18 protein-coding genes are annotated in these 18,069 nt (G+C 58.0%); 7 read left to right on the top strand and 11 right to left on the bottom strand.

What is annotated here, in order from left to right:
- Positions 1-125: 125 nt before the first annotated feature.
- Positions 126-728 (bottom strand): NAD(P)H:quinone oxidoreductase, encoded by a 603-nt coding sequence (gene wrbA / locus FVV99_RS04830; protein ID WP_148252903.1) that lies wholly within the window; start codon positions 726-728, stop codon positions 126-128.
- A gap of 301 nt (positions 729-1,029) precedes the next feature.
- On the opposite strand from wrbA, the gene FVV99_RS04825 reads away from it, so the two are divergent.
- The 5 genes from FVV99_RS04825 (at position 1,030) to FVV99_RS04805 (ending at position 5,412) form a co-directional block, all read left to right on the top strand.
- A complete protein-coding gene (locus FVV99_RS04825; protein ID WP_148252902.1) occupies positions 1,030-2,046 on the top strand; it encodes a succinylglutamate desuccinylase in 1,017 nt (338 codons plus the stop codon).
- Positions 2,047-2,264: 218 nt separating this feature from the next.
- A complete protein-coding gene (locus FVV99_RS04820) occupies positions 2,265-3,035 on the top strand; it encodes an ABC transporter ATP-binding protein (protein ID WP_148252901.1) in 771 nt (256 codons plus the stop codon).
- A 12-nt stretch (positions 3,036-3,047) separates the two neighbouring features.
- On the top strand, positions 3,048-3,752 hold the full coding sequence (locus FVV99_RS04815) for an ABC transporter permease (RefSeq protein WP_148252900.1): 705 nt from the start codon (positions 3,048-3,050) through the stop codon (positions 3,750-3,752).
- Positions 3,752-4,483: an ABC transporter permease gene (locus FVV99_RS04810; protein WP_148252899.1), complete on the top strand. Its 732-nt coding sequence runs from the start codon at positions 3,752-3,754 to the stop codon at positions 4,481-4,483. Before FVV99_RS04815 ends, FVV99_RS04810 begins: the two co-directional genes overlap by 1 nt.
- Positions 4,484-4,638: 155 nt before the next feature.
- Positions 4,639-5,412, top strand: a complete 774-nt coding sequence (locus FVV99_RS04805) for a transporter substrate-binding domain-containing protein (RefSeq protein ID WP_148252898.1) — start codon at positions 4,639-4,641, stop codon at positions 5,410-5,412.
- Positions 5,413-5,460: 48 nt separating this feature from the next.
- On the opposite strand, the gene FVV99_RS04800 is transcribed toward FVV99_RS04805, so the two are convergent.
- From FVV99_RS04800 to FVV99_RS04760, 9 genes are all read right to left on the bottom strand, one after another.
- On the bottom strand, positions 5,461-6,180 hold the full coding sequence (locus FVV99_RS04800; protein WP_148252897.1) for a glutamine amidotransferase-related protein: 720 nt from the start codon (positions 6,178-6,180) through the stop codon (positions 5,461-5,463).
- 67 nt (positions 6,181-6,247) lie between these two features.
- Complete coding sequence (locus FVV99_RS04795) at positions 6,248-7,432, bottom strand: iron-containing alcohol dehydrogenase (protein ID WP_148252896.1); 1,185 nt, start codon at positions 7,430-7,432, stop codon at positions 6,248-6,250.
- Between the two features lie 47 nt (positions 7,433-7,479).
- The gene (locus FVV99_RS04790; protein ID WP_148252895.1) at positions 7,480-8,865 is read right to left on the bottom strand and encodes an aldehyde dehydrogenase family protein; all 1,386 of its coding nucleotides are present in this window, start codon (positions 8,863-8,865) and stop codon (positions 7,480-7,482) included.
- 88 nt (positions 8,866-8,953) lie between these two features.
- On the bottom strand, positions 8,954-10,336 hold the full coding sequence (locus FVV99_RS04785; RefSeq protein WP_148252894.1) for a glutamine synthetase family protein: 1,383 nt from the start codon (positions 10,334-10,336) through the stop codon (positions 8,954-8,956).
- Positions 10,337-10,522: 186 nt separating this feature from the next.
- Positions 10,523-11,482 carry a LysR family transcriptional regulator gene (locus FVV99_RS04780; RefSeq protein WP_148252893.1) on the bottom strand — a complete coding sequence of 320 codons (960 nt, stop codon included), beginning with the start codon at positions 11,480-11,482 and terminating at the stop codon, positions 10,523-10,525.
- 86 nt (positions 11,483-11,568) lie between these two features.
- Positions 11,569-12,669, bottom strand: coding sequence for a TRAP transporter substrate-binding protein (locus tag FVV99_RS04775; RefSeq protein WP_148252892.1), 1,101 nt, complete (start codon positions 12,667-12,669; stop codon positions 11,569-11,571).
- 121 nt (positions 12,670-12,790) lie between these two features.
- A complete protein-coding gene (locus tag FVV99_RS04770) occupies positions 12,791-14,116 on the bottom strand; it encodes a TRAP transporter large permease (RefSeq protein ID WP_148252891.1) in 1,326 nt (441 codons plus the stop codon).
- Positions 14,113-14,625, bottom strand: coding sequence for a TRAP transporter small permease subunit (locus FVV99_RS04765; RefSeq protein ID WP_148252890.1), 513 nt, complete (start codon positions 14,623-14,625; stop codon positions 14,113-14,115). Before FVV99_RS04765 ends, FVV99_RS04770 begins: the two co-directional genes overlap by 4 nt.
- A 183-nt stretch (positions 14,626-14,808) precedes the next feature.
- Positions 14,809-15,771: a LysR family transcriptional regulator gene (locus tag FVV99_RS04760; RefSeq protein WP_236645294.1), complete on the bottom strand. Its 963-nt coding sequence runs from the start codon at positions 15,769-15,771 to the stop codon at positions 14,809-14,811.
- 111 nt (positions 15,772-15,882) lie between these two features.
- Here FVV99_RS04760 and FVV99_RS04755 point away from each other — a divergent pair, with 111 nt between their 5' ends.
- Both FVV99_RS04755 and FVV99_RS04750 read left to right on the top strand, forming a co-directional pair.
- On the top strand, positions 15,883-16,305 hold the full coding sequence (locus tag FVV99_RS04755) for a gamma-glutamylcyclotransferase family protein (protein ID WP_148252889.1): 423 nt from the start codon (positions 15,883-15,885) through the stop codon (positions 16,303-16,305).
- 43 nt (positions 16,306-16,348) lie between these two features.
- Positions 16,349-17,137, top strand: coding sequence for a TraX family protein (locus FVV99_RS04750; RefSeq protein ID WP_148252888.1), 789 nt, complete (start codon positions 16,349-16,351; stop codon positions 17,135-17,137).
- Between the two features lie 12 nt (positions 17,138-17,149).
- Here the strand turns inward: FVV99_RS04750 and FVV99_RS04745 are convergent, their stop codons facing one another.
- Complete coding sequence (locus FVV99_RS04745) at positions 17,150-18,004, bottom strand: hypothetical protein (protein WP_148252887.1); 855 nt, start codon at positions 18,002-18,004, stop codon at positions 17,150-17,152.
- Between the last annotated feature and the right edge of the window lie 65 nt (positions 18,005-18,069).

Here is an 18,069-nt window from a genome sequence, read left to right as displayed (position 1 = left end):
GAGGGAGTCGGGCCCGGCATGGAAAGGCCAGCATCATTCTGGTAGAGGGCACAAAAAGGCACCACCCACCTCGGGGTGATGCCAATGACGTAACGGCTCAGGGTGCCATTGTCATACCGGAAGGATCATGAAGAAGCCAACCGGGCCGCAATGCCGGCAACGTGTTCGCCCTGGAAGCGTGCGATCGTCAACTCACGCTCATCGGGTTGGCGCGAGCCGTCACCCCCGGCAATGATAGATGCGCCGTAGGGGTTGCCACCGCCTGCCTGATCGAAGATGTACTGCTCACCAATGCCATAACCTAACGGTACGATCACCATGCCGTGGTGCGCCAAAGTAAGCCAGAAAGAGGTAATGGTCGTCTCCTGACCACCACCAGTGCCGGTCGACGTGAAAACACTCGCCACCTTGCCACGCAGCGCGCCACTGGCCCATAGACCGCCGGTCTGATCCAGGAACGTCCGCATCTGGCCGGCCATGTTGCCGAACCGAGTGGGACTGCCGAAAATGATGGCATCGTAATCAGCCAGGTCCGTCGGTCTGGCTTCCGGCGTGTCGTAATCCTGCTTCCCTCCGGCCTTGGCCACGTCGTCGGGATTCATGGTCTCCGGCACGCGTTTGATATCGACGTCGACGCCGGCCACCTGACGGGCCCCTTCGGCCACGGTATGTGCCAGCGTGTCGACATGGCCATACATGGAATAGTAGAGCACGAGAACCTTGGTCATGAATGTCTCTCCTTAGCTGCAAGCGCGATGTTAAAAGACCGCTAATGAACACCCACTCAGTCTAATCAAGCGAGCCATCAAGTTAAGCGAATGATTTCGAGCAATGCATACGATTTTGTCGATCGGTTCATGGCATCGCCATGCTGCTGGCCACAGGTTTTCATTATCGCACCCGCGTTTTTCATCAGCCCGACATGAGCTATTGCTGTCAGCCTGTCTCCACGGAAAGGTAGTCCCGGTCTCAAGGTCGACACACAATCAACAAGACAATCGCCATCACGGAGATCGACGGGAAACCTACATGCTCATCGACTGGCTGGACCTGACACTACATGAGCGCTCGGCGGCAATGCCCGAGGAAGGCAGCGTCCCCTTCGGCCGATACCGCCTGCTCGGACCGGGAGTACTGGAACTACAGCCGCACCGGAGACTGCCTCATGCCAGAGCCTGCGTCTTCTCGGCAGGTATCCATGGCAACGAAACGGCGCCCATCGAACTGTTGGGCGAATTGATGTCACAACTCGCAGCCGGACGGCTTCGGCTAGGAGCACCGATACTGGTGATTCTGGGCAATATCCCCGCGATCCAAGCCGGCCAACGCTTTCTCGAAACCAACCTGAACCGCCTGTTCCAGCGCGACATCCTGGCTAACGGTGCAGAAACAGAGCGGGCACGGCAACTGATGGACGCGGTTGACGCTTTCTATTCGCGCCATAGCGGACTGCCCAAACTGCATTACGACCTTCATACCGCGATTCGTGATAGCCGCTATCCCCGATTCGTGGTCGAACCTTATGACGAGACCGCCGTCACCGGCGATGACCAATGGCAATGGTTCGCTGCCGCCGATCTGCAGGCCGTGTTGCATCAGCACCAGCATAGCTGGACCTTTTCTCACTACACCAGGCATTACCATCAAGCTCAGTCCTTTACGCTGGAGCTGGGCCGGGTCGCTCCCTTCGGCGCCAATGACCTGATCCCGCTCCGTCCCATGCAGTGCTTGCTGAATGCATTGGCGGAAGGACGTGAACCGCCGGGTACTTCCCCCTCCCGAATGGCCTTCTTTCGAGTCGAACACGAGTTGATGCGTGCCTCGGAAGAATTTCGCTTGTGTTTCGACGACGACATTCCCAATTTCAGCGAGTTCGCGCCGGGGGAACAGCTGGCCCATGACCCGTTGACCGGAGATTTCATCGTCGGTGACCAGCCTCTCGCGGTCGTATTTCCCAATGCCAATGTCGAGATCGGCGCGCGTGCCGCCCTGTTGGTGGTACCATCACAACCACCCCCGGAACGACGACACCGCCTGCGACAATGACAGCATCATCGTTCAGCATGACAACAATAATGCAGAGGACTTCTATGCAATCCGATCCTACTTGTTACGACCATCATGCAGCCCGGGAAGCTAACGAGGACTCTGCCATTCGGCACCGAGCCTGTTAAAATCGCTTCCTTTTCGCGCCTACCACGCAGACTCCCAACCATGTCGTCATTCATCGATGCCGTGGTCAAACAAGTACCGGAGCCCGATTTATGGCCGCTACCCCTTTGCCGCTCGAAGTTCGTAATATCACGAAGCGCTTTGGTGAGACCGAAGTGTTGAAAGGCCTTTCGCTGCAAGCCCACAAGGGTGATGTCATCACGCTGATAGGCGCGTCAGGTTCAGGCAAGAGTACCTTCCTGCGTTGCATGAACCTCTTGGAGCAACCCAACGAAGGTGAGTTACTCGTTCACGGCGAGGAAATCCAGTTCAAGCAGACCAGGCATGGCCGCGAACCCGCCGACTGGAATCAGGTCGTACGCATGCGAGCCAAGCTATCGATGGTCTTTCAGAGCTTCAACCTCTGGGCACACATGACATTGCTGGAGAACGTCATCGAGGCGCCGGTACATGTACTCGGCAAATCCAAAAAGGAAGCCATCGAGCATGCCCGCGCCCTGCTCGAAAGGGTCGGCCTCGCTGACCGAGCCGACTACTATCCTGCACAAATGTCGGGCGGCCAACAGCAACGTGGAGCCATTGCCCGCGCGCTTGCCATGGACCCGGAAGTCATGCTGTTCGACGAACCTACATCGGCCCTTGATCCCGAATTGGTCGGTGATGTGCTCAAGGTCATGCGCGACCTTGCTGATGAAGGACGTACCATGATCGTCGTCACGCATGAGATGGCCTTTGCCCGTGATGTGTCGACCCAGGTGCTTTATCTGCACCAAGGCATTGTCGAGGAAGCCGGGCCGCCCGCCGAGGTGCTCGACACCCCCCGCTCCGAGCGCTTGAAACAGTTCCTGGCACCCAAGCACTGAGAGGCTCCTGAGATGATCGACCTACACGGCTATGGCCCTCGTTTGGCAGAGGGGGCGCTCGTTACGGTGGAAGTGGCGGTGCTATCGCTGGTGCTATCCGTCATCCTGGGGTTGCTCACCGCCAGCGCCAAAATGTCCCGCAGTTGGTTCCTGCACCGGTTGGGGACACTCTACACCACGGTCATTCGCGGCATTCCCGACTTGGTGTTGATGCTCTTGCTGTTTTTCGGTGGCCAAATGGGAGTCAACGTCATCACCGATTGGCTCTATTACCAGTTCGACATCGATATCTTCATCAATATCAATGAATTCGTTGCCGGCGTGTTGACGATTGGCTTGATTTTCGGAGCCTACATGGGAGAAACCTTTCGTGGCGCATTCCTCGCTGTCGAATATGGTCAGATAGAGGCAGCCCGCGCCTACGGCATGAATCACTGGCTGGTCTTCAAACGGGTCCGATTTCCGCAGATGATGCGCCATGCGTTGCCGGGGCTCTCCAACAACTGGATGGTCCTGCTCAAGACCACGGCGCTGGTCTCGGTGATTGGGCTGTCGGATATGGTCCGCATCGCGTCCGAAGCGTCGAAATCCACGCGTGAACCCTTCACTTTCATGCTACTTGTCGGCGCCGTCTACCTTGCCATCGCCAGCGTATCGGAATGGGGTTTTGCACGGCTGCAGAAGCGCTATAGCGTCGGCTTCGGGGAGGCGGATTGATGCAAGCACTCAGCGAATGGTTTACCGAGTTACTGGCCGACAATACGATCTTCACTGCTCAGACGCTGGGCTATTATGGCAGCGGGCTGGTCACCACCGTACAGCTGGTGTTCCTGTCGTTGATCATCGGCCTGGTACTCGCTGTGCCACTAGCGATCGGCCGCAGCTCACAACGCCGGTGGATTCGAACTCCGATCTTCCTATACACCTATGTCTTTCGCGGCACGCCACTACTGATTCAGCTCTACCTGATCTATTACGGTGTCGTATTCTTTGATGGCATCCAGGAAACCTGGCTGTGGGTCTTGCTCGAAGAACCTTTCGTTCCAGCACTGATCGCTTTTACGCTCAATACGGCCGCCTATACGACGGAAATTTTCCGCGGCGCGATCAAGGCCACCCCACGAGGCGAAATCGAAGCGGCGCGGGCCTATGGCATGTCGCGCCGCTTGATGATGCGGCGCATCATCCTACCGAGTGCATTTCGGCGTGCCTTACCAGCCTATGGCAATGAGGTCATTTTCATGCTGCATGCCAGCGCCATTGCCAGTGTCGTGACCATCATGGACCTGACCGGAGCGGCACGTTTCATCTATGCACGCTATTACGCACCCTTTGATGCCTTCCTTTTCGTGGCGGCCATCTATCTCTGTCTGACCTTCGCCATCCTCTACCTCTTCCGGTACCTGGAGAAGCGATTACTTGCCCACTTGAAGCCATTGGAACAGTAATGGGATAGCCGTCAAACGAGCGTTGGAAACATGGTCCCACCGGATCCTGTTTCCCTCTTCCGACTCAGGCCAGGGTGCGATAACTTGGTCAGGTCGATATCGCTACATGGGAGCTGTTCGTCAGCTTCCGAACAACAACCTAGGGGACTCAATCCATGAATAGACTGTTGACACTCACCATGATGGGGGCGGCCTTTGCCATGACGGCCAGCGCCTCGGTTCAAGCCCAGGACGACGAAACCGTGCGCTTCGGCGTCGATGTGCCCTATGAACCGATGGAGTATCGTGATGCCGATGGCAACCTGACCGGTTTCGACATCGAGTTGGGCAACGCATTGTGCGAGGAAATCGGCATCGAATGCGAGTGGGTCGTACAGGGCTGGGATGGCATCATCCCCGGACTGCAGTCTCGCAAGTACGACGCCATCATGTCGTCGATGACCATCAACGATGATCGTCGCGAGCAGGTACTGTTCTCCGATCCGTACATCACGCCGCCCTCGGCCTGGTTCATCCCCACCGACTCCGAGATCGACGATGTCTCCGAGGAGGGCCTGGATGGCTTCACGATCGGGGTTCAGCGCGGCACATTGCAGGATAATTACGCCACTGACATGTATGGCGACGTTGCTGACATCAACCGCTATGATACTGCCGAGGATCTGGTCCTCGATATGGAGTCCCAGCGGGCGGATATCGCCTTCCTCGACTTTCCGGTCGGCAAGGCCACGCTGATCGACAACGAGGAGTATGACTACCAGGTCATCGGTAATATGATTACCGAACCCAAGGAATACTTCGGCGACGGATTCGGAATCGCCTTCCGCAAGCGTGACGAAGCCCTGGCAGAACGGTTCAACGAAGCGCTCGAAACCCTTCGTGACAATGGCACTTACGACGAGATCTACGACAAGTATTTCTCGATGTAATACGCGCAGCCGGCCCTGCGACATCGGGCCAGGGCCGGCCCTTCCCCATCACTCGCGCCCTTGCACTGCCTGACGCATGAAATTAAGAATCCAGCGTACCATCAATTGATCGTCGACCGGCGCATGCAGCGACGCCAACCCTTCCCGAACGCGGTTGGCTCCCACGAGATGCTTGCGCAATGCCATCAAGTCTGCAGAGTAGGGTTTGGCGAATTCCGGGTGCCCTTGCACCCCCAGGAAATGTTCCCCGACCTGCATCACATAGAATGGACAGAAATCACTTTCCGCCAGCACTTTGGCATGTGGCGGTAACGTGATGATCTGATCCTGGTGGCTCACGACCAGGTCGAGCCCTTCCTGCCAGGGATCCATCCAGTCGGCACGTTCCAGCACCCGATTGAAGGACATACCGACTCCCCAGCCTTTAGGGCTCTGGATGACGTCGCCACCCAGGGCCTTGGCAATCAACTGATGCCCAAAACAGATGCCGACCAGTGGTTTCCCGGCTTGCCAAAGCTGACGCACGAACCCGCAGAGCGTATCGATCCAGACATCACCGTCATTGACGCCAAACTTGGAACCGGTGGTCAGCCAGGCATCCACCGCCTCAATGTCATCGGGAATCTCGCCATCCAGGCACCGCCATACCCGAAAGGTCAGCGTCGGATCCACCGATGTGAACAGGCGTTCAAACATGTCGGGGTAATTGCCATGATCATCGCGCAGTTCCGGCGCAACGTCATCGCATTGCAAAAGCCCTATGCGCATCGGCGAATCTCCTCTGTTGATATCGCACCGCAACGGTTCATGCCACGGCCCTTACCCGCAACAACAGCTATAGCTGCCCTTCCACAGCACGTACGAAGATATCCGCGTACCGCGCTTCATCGAACGGGATCGGATTGGTATTGGATGAGGGATCGGCAACCGCCATACGCCCCACCGTCTCCGCCTGATGCGTATCGATGCTGATATCGGCCAGTGTATGGGGAATGGACAGGCGTTCACGCAGATCGAGCACCCAGTCGATCACCGCACCGACCCCTGGCTGGCGGAGATCCAGATAACGTCCCAATCTCACCATGGGCTCCCCGATGACACGCTCATTGGCACGCAGTACATAGGGCATCAGGATAGCGTTGAGCGTGCCATGATGGGCGTCATACAAAGCGCCTAACGGGTGTGCCAACGCATGCATGCCGCCCAAGCCTCGTTGGAAAGCGGTCGCTCCCATGCTCGATGCCACCAGCATGTGCATGCGTGCTTCCAGGTCATCGCCATGGCTGTAGGCTTTTGGCAGGAAGTCGCGTACGCGACGAATACCCTCGACGGCAATGCCTTCAGCCATGGGGTGATACATCGGCGAACACCAGGCTTCCAGACAGTGAGACAACGCATCCATGCCGGTAGCCGCCGTCAGCCACGCAGGCATCCCCTGTGTCAGTTCAGGATCAAGGATCACGGACGCCGGCACCATGCCAGGATGGAAAATGATGCGTTTGACATGCGCTTCCTCGTCGGTGATGACTGACGCCCGCCCGACTTCCGATCCGGTGCCGGCCGTCGTGGGCACCGCTACGATGGGAGGAATGGCATCACCGTCGGCCTGCTTCCAGTTGTCTCCGACATCTTCCATCGACCACAGCGACAGATCATCACGCTGACGCGCCATCAACGCGACGGCCTTGGCAGCATCCAGCCCCGAGCCACCGCCGAAGGCGATGACACCATCGTGGTTGCCCTCACGATACGTCGCTACACCGGCGGCGACATTCCGGCCCGTGGGGTTGCCCTTGATGTCGCTGAACACCCCCAGGTTCAAACCAGACTCGCGGCATGCGGAGACACAGGACTGAACGATCGGCAGCGCCGCCACACCGGGATCCGTGACGAGCAATGGAGCATCCATGCCCAGCGAGCGACACACGCCGGGTAGCTCGCGGATACGCCCCACGCCGGTCATGATGGGCGCCGGGTAGTTCCAGGCCATGGTGAATTGCGTCAAATCGTTGTGGCTCATGATGACCTCTCTGTCGTGTCAGAGCCGGAAGCTCACGGCTTACGGCTTCAGGCATGCTTCAAATGAAATGATTTGGGCCGGGTCAGGGTTTCATAGCCGATCCGTGACAACGAACAGCCGCGTCCCGAGTGCTTGACGCCAGTCCACGCCAGCTCGGGATCGAGATAGTCACACCGGTTGGTGAAAACGGTGCCGGCCTCGAGCCGTTTCGCCAACGCCTCCCCGACCTCAATGTCACGGGTGAAAATGGCCGCCGTCAGGCCGAAGACGCTGTCGTTCATGTGTTGCACGGCCGCATCATCCGAGTCGACCGCCATGATCCCGACAACGGGCCCGAAGCTCTCTTCGGTCATCACCCGCATGGAATGATCGACTCCCGTCAACACCTGCGGCGCCAGATAGGCGCTGCCGGGGACGGACAAGGGGTAATCCCCCGGATCGATCCAGGCCCGTGCTCCGGCTGCCACGGCTCCCTCTACCTGCCCCCTCACGAAATCGGCGGCCGCCGGTTTGACCAGTGGCCCCAGGGTCGTGTCGGGATCCGTGGGAGATCCCAGCTCGAGTTGCTTGACCCAGGCAACCGCTCGTTCAACGAAAACGTCGAAAATGTCACGATGGACGTAGATACGCTCGATGCCACAGCAACTCTGTCCGGAATTGAAAAAAGCGCCGTCCATGACGCCGGGAACGGCATCATCGAGGTCCACATCGGCACGGATATAGGCGGGGTCCTTGCCGCCCAGTTCCAGTCCCGTCGCGATGAAACGTCCCGCCGAATTCCGCTCGACCATCGCGCCACCCGCCACCGAACCGGTGAAGGAAACATGCGCGATACGGGGATCGCGGATCACGGCTTCGGTCGCTTCATGCGACATGTGGAGATGCTGGAAGACACCATCGGGAAGCCCGGCATCGTCAAAGGCCTGCTGGATGCGCTCAGCGCATAGCGGCGTCTGGGCGGAATGTTTCAGAACCACGGTATTGCCTGCCATGATCGCCGGCACGATGGCATTGACCGCGGTCATGAACGGGAAATTCCAGGGCGCGACGATCAGCGATACCCCCAGGGGTTCCCGCGTGATGTAACGGGTAAACCCCGGCTTGTCAGCAAGCCTGATCGGCGCCAGCGCCTCGTCGGCCAGCGCGATCATCCCTCTCGCCCGCTCTTCGAACCCGCCGATTTCCCCGCCACCGGCGCCGATCGGACGCCCCATCTGCCAGGTCAACTCCTCGGCCAGTACATCACGACGCGCCACGAACGCGTCGACCATCGCCGAACACAACCGCGCCCGTTCATCGATGGTGGTCTCACGCCACTGATGCTGAGCGGTTTCCGCCCGCCTCAGCACCTCATCGATCGTTGCCGAATCGGCCAGTTCCCGCTCCACATAGACCGAACCGTCCACCGGAGACACTGTCTTTTGCATTGCCATGACCGCACCTCTCTTCATCGCCTGGCCCGACGCTCGTAGCTCGTAGCTCGTAGCTCGTAGCTCGTAGCTTGTAGCTTGTAGCTTGTCATCAAATAATTTCGAAATACCGATCCAGTTCCCAATCCGTGATAGCCCGGCGGAACTGCCGCTCTTCCCACTCACGCGTGGCAGCGAAATGCTCGACAAACGCATCTCCGAACCATTGACGGGCATCGACAGACGTTTGCAAACGCTGAGCGGCGTCCCATAACGTCCGCGGTAATGCCTGATGTTCTGGATGGTCGAGTTCATAGGCATTGCCTTCGACCTGCTCATCGGGTTCCAGCCGTTGCTCGATGCCACAAAGACCCGCAGCGATCGCGGCTGCCAATGCCAGATAGGGATTGGCGTCGGCACTGCCCAGGCGATACTCGACACGCTGGGATTTATCGCTGCCGGGGATGACCCGTAATGCAGCGGTGCGATTCTCGACTCCCCAAGTCGCATCGGTAGGCGCCCAAAAGCCAGGAATCAGTCGCGTATAGCTGTTGATGGTAGGAGCAAACATGGCAAGCCATTCCGGCATCAGTTGCTGCTGTCCAGCGACGAAGTGGCGTTGTACCTCACTCATCCGGTGCGGTTTCGCGGCATCGAAGAATGCCGACTTGCCAGAGGCAATATCGCGCAGCGACAAGTGAATATGACCACTCTGCCCCGGGTAATCCGGTGACCACTTGGCCATGAACGTTGCCATCAGGCCACGTCGTTGTGCCCATACTTTGGTAAACGTCTTGAACAAGGCCCCCTTGTCGCCGGCCGCCAGCGCCTCATCCACGGCAATCGCCGCTTCCAGCACTCCCGGGCCCGTCTCGGTATGCAGGCCTTCGATGGGAAAGTCCATGGACTCGGATAACGCGAGCAATTCATGATAAATCTCACTGTGCACCGAGCTCCGCAGCATCGAATAACCCATCATGTCGGGCGTCAATGGCTTCAGGTCGCGAAACCCCTTCTCACGTACGGATTCCGGCGTTTCCTGAAACATGAAGAATTCGTACTCGAGGGAGCCGTGAACGTCGAAGCCCATCTCGCGACCTTTGGCCAGAACGCGCTTCAACAGGCCGCGTGGACAGATCTCGCTGGCCGGTCCCGAGAATTCCGCCAGGAATAACAGCATGTCGTCGCCTTCACTGGGCAGCTCGCGACAGCTATCAGGCACTATGGTCAAGGGCGCATCGGGATAACCGGTGTGCCATCCCGTGAACGAGACATTGTCGTAGAGTTCATCCTTGCTATCCCAGCCCAGCACGACATCGCAGAAGGAGAAGCCACCCTCCAGAGCCGCCAGGAACTTGTCACGCCGCATGTACTTCCCCCGCATCACGCCATCGATATCGAACATGCCGACCTTGACGTGACTCAGCCCCCGCTCCTCGACGATCTGGCGAGCATCCTCTGCCGTCTTGATGTCTCGTGCTTGCATTCGGCTCATTGAGCTACCCTCGTTCATGGCTCTTGTCATTGGATGTTGTCATTGTGCCGGTGGCTCTCATCAATCGCGCGGCCAGCGCGCTCATTGCAGTGTGTGTCCGTTTTTTCATCAGGCGCAAACAGCATCGTATCGGTTGACAGCATCGCTATCGGAAAGGCCGATACTCTCGCATAACGGATCACCCCTTCACGGTGATGTAACGACATCCTCCTGAACCCAAGGAAGGTGGCGTGTCAATTCACTACGGTAGTGATGATCCAGGAGACGACGGCTATCGCGTGCCAACTGCGCAGGCAACCCGCCCAATTCATCTCGCCGTGTCACCAGCGTCAGTTCACGACGCAACGGTTGAATCGGTAGCGGGGCAATCTGCACATTGAGTCGCGACAGGCCCGCCTGATACAGACACAATGGCGTGGTGATCGTCCAACCTGCACCGGCACTCACGCTGCCCAGGACCGCGAAAGTATTGTCCAGATGCAACCGCGCCGGTAACTCCAGCTGATTCACTCGCAAATGACGCTCTATGCTCTGGCCAATCAGCGACTGCGGGGTATACCGCACGAAATCCAGTTGCCGTGACAGCCAGCGCAAATTATCCACCGGTCCCTTCCAGTCGGCGGGAAGCACTAGCACGAAAGGCTCACCCAGGACGGCATGGCGCTCCAGACCATCGTAGTTTTCCAGCCGATCATCCGAGATGATGATGTCGACGTGGCGAGTCAGCAGCGCATGCCCATGCATATGGGACAGCCCCGTCGTTACGGTGTAATCATGGGTATGGCGCTTGATGACGTCGATCAAGGGTTTGCCGACGGCGGTGGCCAACGAATCGACCAGCGCCATGCGTACCTGATGCAGCTGCCCGAAACGACCTGACACCACCTCCCGACGTGTGGAGCGGGCCTCTTTCAGCAGGTGCTTGGCACGATCATAGAAAAAACGTCCGGCACTGGTGGCTTTCATTGGGCGGGCATGCCGATCGAACAGGCAGACTCCCAGTGCTTCCTCGAGGTTGGCCAGACTCTGCGACACCGAGGACTGTTTCAACCCCAGACTCTCGGCTGCTGCCGTTTGACTGCCCCGTTCCAGCGTTTCGACGAAAATTTCCATACTTCGCAGGTCGAAACCGAAACCGCTGCGCATCTCATGCTCCCTGGCTCGGATTGGAATCGGTTCCGGAGCCCGCCGGTACCGGGGAGAGCTTCCCCGGTCGGCGGACCGGAGATCGATCAGCTATAGCGATACGGAGGTCCGGCATCCTGCATGGTTTGACGGTAATCCTTGAGAATCTGTACCAGCCTGGCACTGCGGTCGCTTTCCTGAGCTATCTCGTCCCAGAAGGAGAGTGCCTCGTTTTCTATCGTCTGCCACTCTTCCTCGGGAATCGAGGTCAATTCCAGCTTGCCGCCAGTGGTCCGGTAATGGGCCTCGCCCCACCAGTACCAGTGCTGTCGATAGTAATGGGAGCTATCCATGCACAGTCGGAACAGCGTCTTCAGGTGCTCGGGCAACGATTCCCAGCGCTCGGTATTGGCGAAATAGGAGCCTGACCAGGCACCGGAAATATTGTTGGTCAGATAATAATTGCTGACATCGGCCCACCCCACGGTATAGGCCTCGGTGATGCCGGCCCAGGCGATCCCGTCGAGTTCACCGGTCTGCATGGCGACCTCGATATCCTCCCAGGGCAATGTCACCGGGACGACGCCAAACCGTTCGAGGAAACGTCCTGCCGTCGGGAAGGTGAATACGCGCTTGCCATCGAGATCCGCAATGCTTCGAATCGGGTCTCTCGTCACGAAGTTACAAGGATCCCAGGAGCCCGAACCCAGCCAGGTCACATTGTCGACCTCGCCATAGGCTTCTTCCCAGATCTCCTTGAGACCGTAGTGGTGGAAGAGAGTCGGTACGTCCAGGCTGTAGCGCGACGCGAACGGGAAGTAGCCCCCGAACACCGAAACATCCACCGGTGCATTGATGGAGTCATCATCACTTTGCACGGCATCGATGGTACCGCGCTGCATGGCTCGAAACAGCTCACTGGTCGGTACCAGTTGATCCGAGTAGTACAGCTCGATCTCCATTTCGCCATTGGCCGCCCGGTTGAAGGCATCGATCGACGGCTTGATGACATGTTCGGCCAGAGACGGGCCGGCATAGGTCTGCAGACGCCAGCGAATCGTGCCGTTGGATTGCGCATGGACATAGGGCGCCGGAAAGGTAGCGGCACCGACACCTGCCGCCGTTGCGAAACCGGCTTTCTTGAGGAAATCGCGACGATCGTTATCGGTCGGTCGCTGCTTGGTCGGACGTTTGTTGTTGTCAGTCATGATGTTCTCCCGCTTGTATCCGTATTGGTTGTTCGCCTGATGGTCATTGCGGTTACGCCAGGATTTCGTGGGTCAGTGGCATCTCCTTCTGGTGGGTATGAGCATGTCGAGACATTGGCCGCTATCGCGAGCCGTAGAAGGTGTCCGGCAGCCACATGGCGATCTGCGGAAATACCATGACCAGCGCCAGGCCGATCAGCATGATGGTCACGAACGGCCATACGCTCCGATAGATGTCGCCCAGAGAGATCTCGGGTGGAGCCATCGCTCGCATCAGGAAGAGGTTGTAGCCAAACGGTGGCGTCATGTAGGCAATCTGGACCGTGATGGTGTAGAGCACGCCATACCAGACGGGGTCGAATCCCAGGCTGATCACTAGGGGAACGTATAGCGGAGCGACAATGACCAGCATCGCCGTATCGTCGAGGAACATGCCCATCAGGATGTAGGAGAGCTGCATCATCAACAGGATCTCCCACGGCCCCATGCCGATTTCATCGAGAAACAGCGACTCGATCGCCCGCACCGCGCCAAGGCCATCGAACACAGCACCAAAGCAGAGTGCCGCGAGAATGATCCACATGAACATGCAGGTAATGCCGAGCGTCTTGTGAACGGTCGTCTGAAGGACCTCACGCGTCAGGCGTTGCTTGAACCAGGCCGCCACGATCGCCGATGTCGCGCCAACCGCAGCACTCTCCACCAGACTGGTCACCCCCAAGATGAACAACCCGGTCATGGCAAAGAAGATCAATAGGGGCAAGATACCGGCACGCAGCAACGACAGCTTTTCACGGGTCGTGTGCTGTCGTTCCTCTTCGGGCAAGGTGGGGGCCAGATGAGGCTGGAGCCGACAACGCACCACGATATACAGGATGAAAAGCGACGCCAGGAGCAGACCGGGCACGGCCCCCGCCAGCCACAGTTGGCTGACCGGCTGACGAGCAATCATGCCATAGAGAACCAGCACGACACTCGGCGGTACCAGAATGCCCAGAGAACTGCCCGCCTGCACCACCCCGGTTACCATGATCTTGTCATAGCCGCGGCGCAGCAACTCCGGCAGAGCAATGCTCGCACCGATGGCCATGCCGGCAACGCTTAGACCGTTCATGGCCGACACCACGACCATCAAGCCAATCGTGCCTACCGCCAGCCCGCCTCTCAGCGACCCCATCCAGACATGAAACATGTCATAAAGGTCGGACGCGATCCCCGACTCGGAAAGCATGTACCCCATGAAGATGAAAAGCGGCAAGGTCAATAGCGGGTACCAGTTCATCAACTGAAAACTCGCGTTGAACGGCATGTCCACCCCACCATCCCCCCACAGGAGGAGGGCCGCCGCCGCACCGACGAAACCAATGACGCCGAATACTCGCTGCCCGGTCAGCAACAAGACCATCATGGAAGAGAACATGGTTAGCGCAATCATCTGATAACTCATGTCATCTCCTTCCCGCACGCCTTGGCCACGTCCTTGAACAAGGTCGAAATCGACTGCAACAGCATCAGCAGGATGCCGAACGTCATGATGATCTTGATCGGCGCCAGGGGAGGCGCCCAGGCAGAGTAACTGCGCTCACCGTACTCCAGCGCATACTGCGTGCTGGAGATTCCCCCCATTAACAAGGCGACCAGAAAGACCAGCAGGAACAGCATGGTCACGACGTCCAGTGCGGCTTGTCGCCGGGGACTCAGACACCCATAAAGCAGGTCCATGCGTACATGGGAATCCATCTGCATGGAGTAGGCGCCACCGAGCAGAAAGTAGGCCACCATCATGAACTGGGAACTTTCCACGACCCAGTGCAATGGGCTGTTGAATACGGTGCGAGCGATCGAGGAAAAGAGCAGAACGCCGATCATCACGAAGATCAGGTACATGATGACTCGGCCGACACGTCGGTTGAACGCGTCTACGTAGCGTACGTAGCATTGGATCAGTCTTGGCATCGTTTCTTGTTGTCCCTTGTCGGTGAACTTGCCAATCACTTGGCCAAGTTTGAGCAGCGACTCACGAGAAGTGCAAAAATCATCGTTATCAACGACAGGGAGAGTATCGATTTTATCGATAGCGCACCGCCAAGGTGCGAAGCAGTACAGGATTCACCAGAGGAGGGCCCGCCCGGTCAGCATTCAGAGCGCAAGATCGATACGCTCTGCCAACCAGGGCGCCTTATCGGCCAGTGAGCGGCGAAAGTGACGTTCCAGTAGGTGGCGACTATCCAACGCTAACTGGCTCGGTAGGCCACCCAGTTCATCGCGACGCGCCACTAGCGTCAATTCACGTCGCAAGGACGCCGTCGGCAACTCGACCACCTGGACATCGAGATGCTCGAGCCCTGCCTGATACAGGCACAAGGGCGTGGTGATCGTCCAACCGGCACCGGCATTGACCAGACTCAATACCGCGAAGGTATTATCGAGATGCAGACGAACCGGGAGTTCGAGCTGATGCAAGCGCAAATGCCGTTCGATGCTCTGGCCAATCAGCGACTGCGGTGTGTAGCGAACGAAATCCAGGTGTCGCGCCAACCAGCGCAGATTGTCGGTCGGCCCGGTCCATGCATGGGGAAGCACGAGAACGAACGGCTCATTCAGTACGGGATGACGTTCCAGGCCGTCATAATTTTCCAGGCGATCATCGGAGATAATGATGTCGACATGACGCGTCAACAGCGAATGACCATGCATGTGCGACAACCCCGTAGTCAGAGTGTAATCTCCCGTATGGCGCTGGATTGCCTCGATCAACGGTTTTCCGACCGCCGTTGCCAGAGAGTCGACCATCGCCATGCGCACCTGGTGAAGTTGGCCGAATGTCTGCGATACCAGTTCGCGGCGTGTGGCTCGCGCTTCACTGAGCAACCGCTTGGCTCGATCGTAGAAGAAACGGCCCGCACTCGTCGGCTCCAGCGGCCGGGAATGGCGTTTGAGCAATGCAACGCCGAGTGCCGCCTCGAGATTGGATAGGCTTTGCGATACGGTCGATTGCTTCAGCCCCAAGGCATCGGCGGCGGCTGTCTGACTGCCCCGATCCAGGGTTTCGACGAAGATTTCCATACTCCGCAGATCGAAACCGAACGCGCCGCGCATCATGCTCGTCTCCCTATCAACGACCCAACACTTGTCTGGACAGACGGCGTGTACTGCTCAGGCAAGGCAACAATCGCATCATACTCGATAACCGACCAAGGAGGCTCACTCATCATGACGTTCTTGATGTTCATCTACGGTACCCTGAAATACGGTTTCCCCAATCACTCTCCCCTCATGGAAGCGGCTACTTTCCTGGGGACTGCCAAGACATGCGATACCTTCCCCCTCAAACTGCACGGACGCCGCTATACGCCAGTACTGATCGACAAGCGAGGCCGTGGTTACCGGGTGCAGGGAGAACTCTACCGTGTCGAGACCCCGACCCTGCGTGAACTCGACCGATTCGAAGGTGTCCATCTACACGACGGATATCGGCGTCAGCGGCTCGCGGTCAAGGATAGTCGCGGCAACATTCGTTCCGTCTGGGGCTACCTCAAGTCACCAGCATCGGTCGTTGATGTACGAAGCCGAGCCATGTCGATCTACGACGATGACCGTTACCGGCCTCGCACAACGAGTCTCGGTAATGTCTGACGCGGTCATTCCACAGGGAAACGGGGCTGACAGAGAGGTAACGATGAAGGCAAGGACCCGCGCCACGGAGCCGGCGATTCGTCCCTCCTCACATTGGACGGGATGGGGACAATGGCTGGCCTTGATCACCATGACGACCGATCACATCACCCGTTATGTCCTACCGACAAGCTGGGATACCACCTGGGCGGGGTCGTCCCTCGGTCGTATCGCCATGCCGTTGTTCGCTGCCATGGTCGCCTGGCACGGACTGTTCAATACCCGCAATCCATTGCGCTATGCACGACGCATCCTGGTCATCGGATTGATTGCTCAGGTGCCCTATACACTGATGCCGAGACCAATCGACGTCTTTGTCCTCAATATCTGCTTCACCCTTGCCGCAGGATTGGCGTGGGGAACGTTATGGGCACATGTGATACGGCAGTTGGACGACGGCACCCCCAGACCACTGGCGTTATCTTTGGCCGTGCTGTCGATTGCCGCCTGGTACTGGCTGGGCGACTGGGTGGAGTATGGCCATTATGGATTATTGATGATTCCGCTCTACATGCTGGCCATGCATGCGCTGCATGATGCAGGGAACACGTTGGCGGAGCGATTCATCGCCACTCTGGCCGCCATGCCGGTGCTGCTCGTCGCGGGTCAGTTGAACACCACTGACATGGCCAAATCGTTTACGGTAGGCACCTGTCTGGTCATGTTGTTACTGGCTGCCGGCGTAGCAAGGCATGTGCCCGAGGTCCTGTTCAGGATGCCACGACGGCTCTGGCTGGCCTGGTATCCCGGCCATTTCGCCGTGATCGCGCTGATCGTGTACTGGCCGGGATAAAGGCCCTGGCATTCAGAAATGCCACTCCAGATTGAACGTTGCTGCATCGGTATCGAGGCCCGGCCCTTCGGCATTGCCGAACTTGTTGCGCCACATTTCATAGCCGACACCGGCCAGCAACTGATTGCTTTCGTTCCATGCCAGCTTGCCCACATCCAGCATCAGCGAAGTGCGCAATAACTGCTCATCATCGGTGTCGTCCCCGGCTGCATCTTTCCCCTTCTCAGTGTTGTAGTTGTAGAAGCCCTGAAATTTCAGTGGAATCGCTCCGGCATCGAACGGCACCCCCCACACTATGTTCAACTGGGCGTAGGGATCGAATTCGACATCATGATCCGGGCCACAGAAATCGAGTCCGCAATGATTCCATTCGTGGGCGTAGAACAGGCTCACATCGAGAAAGCCGCGCGGTAAATCGAACTTGAGTGTCGGCCCCACCAGTAACAAACGCTTGCGTGGGGAATAGTCGGTATTCTTGGTATTGAGATCGAAGCCGGTGGTCAAGGCCATGTCACCCACTGGCCCGAATGACAATGGCTCATCGAAAACGCCACCATAGTGCAGTTGATGGCGATAGGCCAGGTAGGCTTCGGTCGCCCCGGTATCGCCCCCGAAGGTTGTCGGATCGCTGCTGTCGGATTGCAGAATATCGAGATTGAAAAAGTTCTGGCCCAGCGAGTAGCCACTGGCATGGGTCAGACTGAGGATATGTTTCTGTACGTCCTCATCGATTCCGGGTTCGGTAAACTCGGTTCCGTAACGATAGCCGATCGACGTATCACTCCAGTCGGCTGCCTGAGCCACGGGAATTGCCGTCACCACAGCAAACAAGGAACCGACGATAGCGGCTTTATGACTTGATCTCATCAGGTTATCTCCAGCATTTTGTCGTTGTAATCAGGAAATCGTGTATACAAAATTGCTTCGATGAC

Source organism: Aidingimonas lacisalsi, assembly GCF_008079445.1.
Classification (GTDB): Bacteria; Pseudomonadota; Gammaproteobacteria; order Pseudomonadales; family Halomonadaceae; genus Aidingimonas; species Aidingimonas lacisalsi.
This window is presented reverse-complemented; position numbering and strand designations above follow the sequence as displayed.

What these genes read in the sequence shown, in the direction of transcription:
- FVV99_RS04820 (WP_148252901.1), top strand. Translation starts at nt 2,265, where the DNA reads ATGGCCGCTACCCCTTTGCCGCTCGAAGTTCGTAATATCACGAAGCGC.
- FVV99_RS04780 (WP_148252893.1), bottom strand. Translation starts at nt 11,482, where the DNA reads ATGCGCAGCGGTTTCGGTTTCGACCTGCGAAGTATGGAAATTTTCGTC.
- FVV99_RS04765 (WP_148252890.1), bottom strand. Translation starts at nt 14,625, where the DNA reads ATGCCAAGACTGATCCAATGCTACGTACGCTACGTAGACGCGTTCAAC.
- FVV99_RS04745 (WP_148252887.1), bottom strand. Translation starts at nt 18,004, where the DNA reads ATGAGATCAAGTCATAAAGCCGCTATCGTCGGTTCCTTGTTTGCTGTG.
- FVV99_RS04755 (WP_148252889.1), top strand. Translation starts at nt 15,883, where the DNA reads ATGACGTTCTTGATGTTCATCTACGGTACCCTGAAATACGGTTTCCCC.
- FVV99_RS04770 (WP_148252891.1), bottom strand. Translation starts at nt 14,116, where the DNA reads ATGAGTTATCAGATGATTGCGCTAACCATGTTCTCTTCCATGATGGTC.
- FVV99_RS04795 (WP_148252896.1), bottom strand. Translation starts at nt 7,432, where the DNA reads ATGAGCCACAACGATTTGACGCAATTCACCATGGCCTGGAACTACCCG.
- FVV99_RS04790 (WP_148252895.1), bottom strand. Translation starts at nt 8,865, where the DNA reads ATGGCAATGCAAAAGACAGTGTCTCCGGTGGACGGTTCGGTCTATGTG.
- FVV99_RS04810 (WP_148252899.1), top strand. Translation starts at nt 3,752, where the DNA reads ATGCAAGCACTCAGCGAATGGTTTACCGAGTTACTGGCCGACAATACG.
- FVV99_RS04815 (WP_148252900.1), top strand. Translation starts at nt 3,048, where the DNA reads ATGATCGACCTACACGGCTATGGCCCTCGTTTGGCAGAGGGGGCGCTC.
- FVV99_RS04760 (WP_236645294.1), bottom strand. Translation starts at nt 15,771, where the DNA reads ATGATGCGCGGCGCGTTCGGTTTCGATCTGCGGAGTATGGAAATCTTC.
- FVV99_RS04750 (WP_148252888.1), top strand. Translation starts at nt 16,349, where the DNA reads ATGAAGGCAAGGACCCGCGCCACGGAGCCGGCGATTCGTCCCTCCTCA.
- FVV99_RS04775 (WP_148252892.1), bottom strand. Translation starts at nt 12,669, where the DNA reads ATGACTGACAACAACAAACGTCCGACCAAGCAGCGACCGACCGATAAC.
- FVV99_RS04785 (WP_148252894.1), bottom strand. Translation starts at nt 10,336, where the DNA reads ATGAGCCGAATGCAAGCACGAGACATCAAGACGGCAGAGGATGCTCGC.
- FVV99_RS04825 (WP_148252902.1), top strand. Translation starts at nt 1,030, where the DNA reads ATGCTCATCGACTGGCTGGACCTGACACTACATGAGCGCTCGGCGGCA.
- FVV99_RS04805 (WP_148252898.1), top strand. Translation starts at nt 4,639, where the DNA reads ATGAATAGACTGTTGACACTCACCATGATGGGGGCGGCCTTTGCCATG.
- FVV99_RS04800 (WP_148252897.1), bottom strand. Translation starts at nt 6,180, where the DNA reads ATGCGCATAGGGCTTTTGCAATGCGATGACGTTGCGCCGGAACTGCGC.
- wrbA (WP_148252903.1), bottom strand. Translation starts at nt 728, where the DNA reads ATGACCAAGGTTCTCGTGCTCTACTATTCCATGTATGGCCATGTCGAC.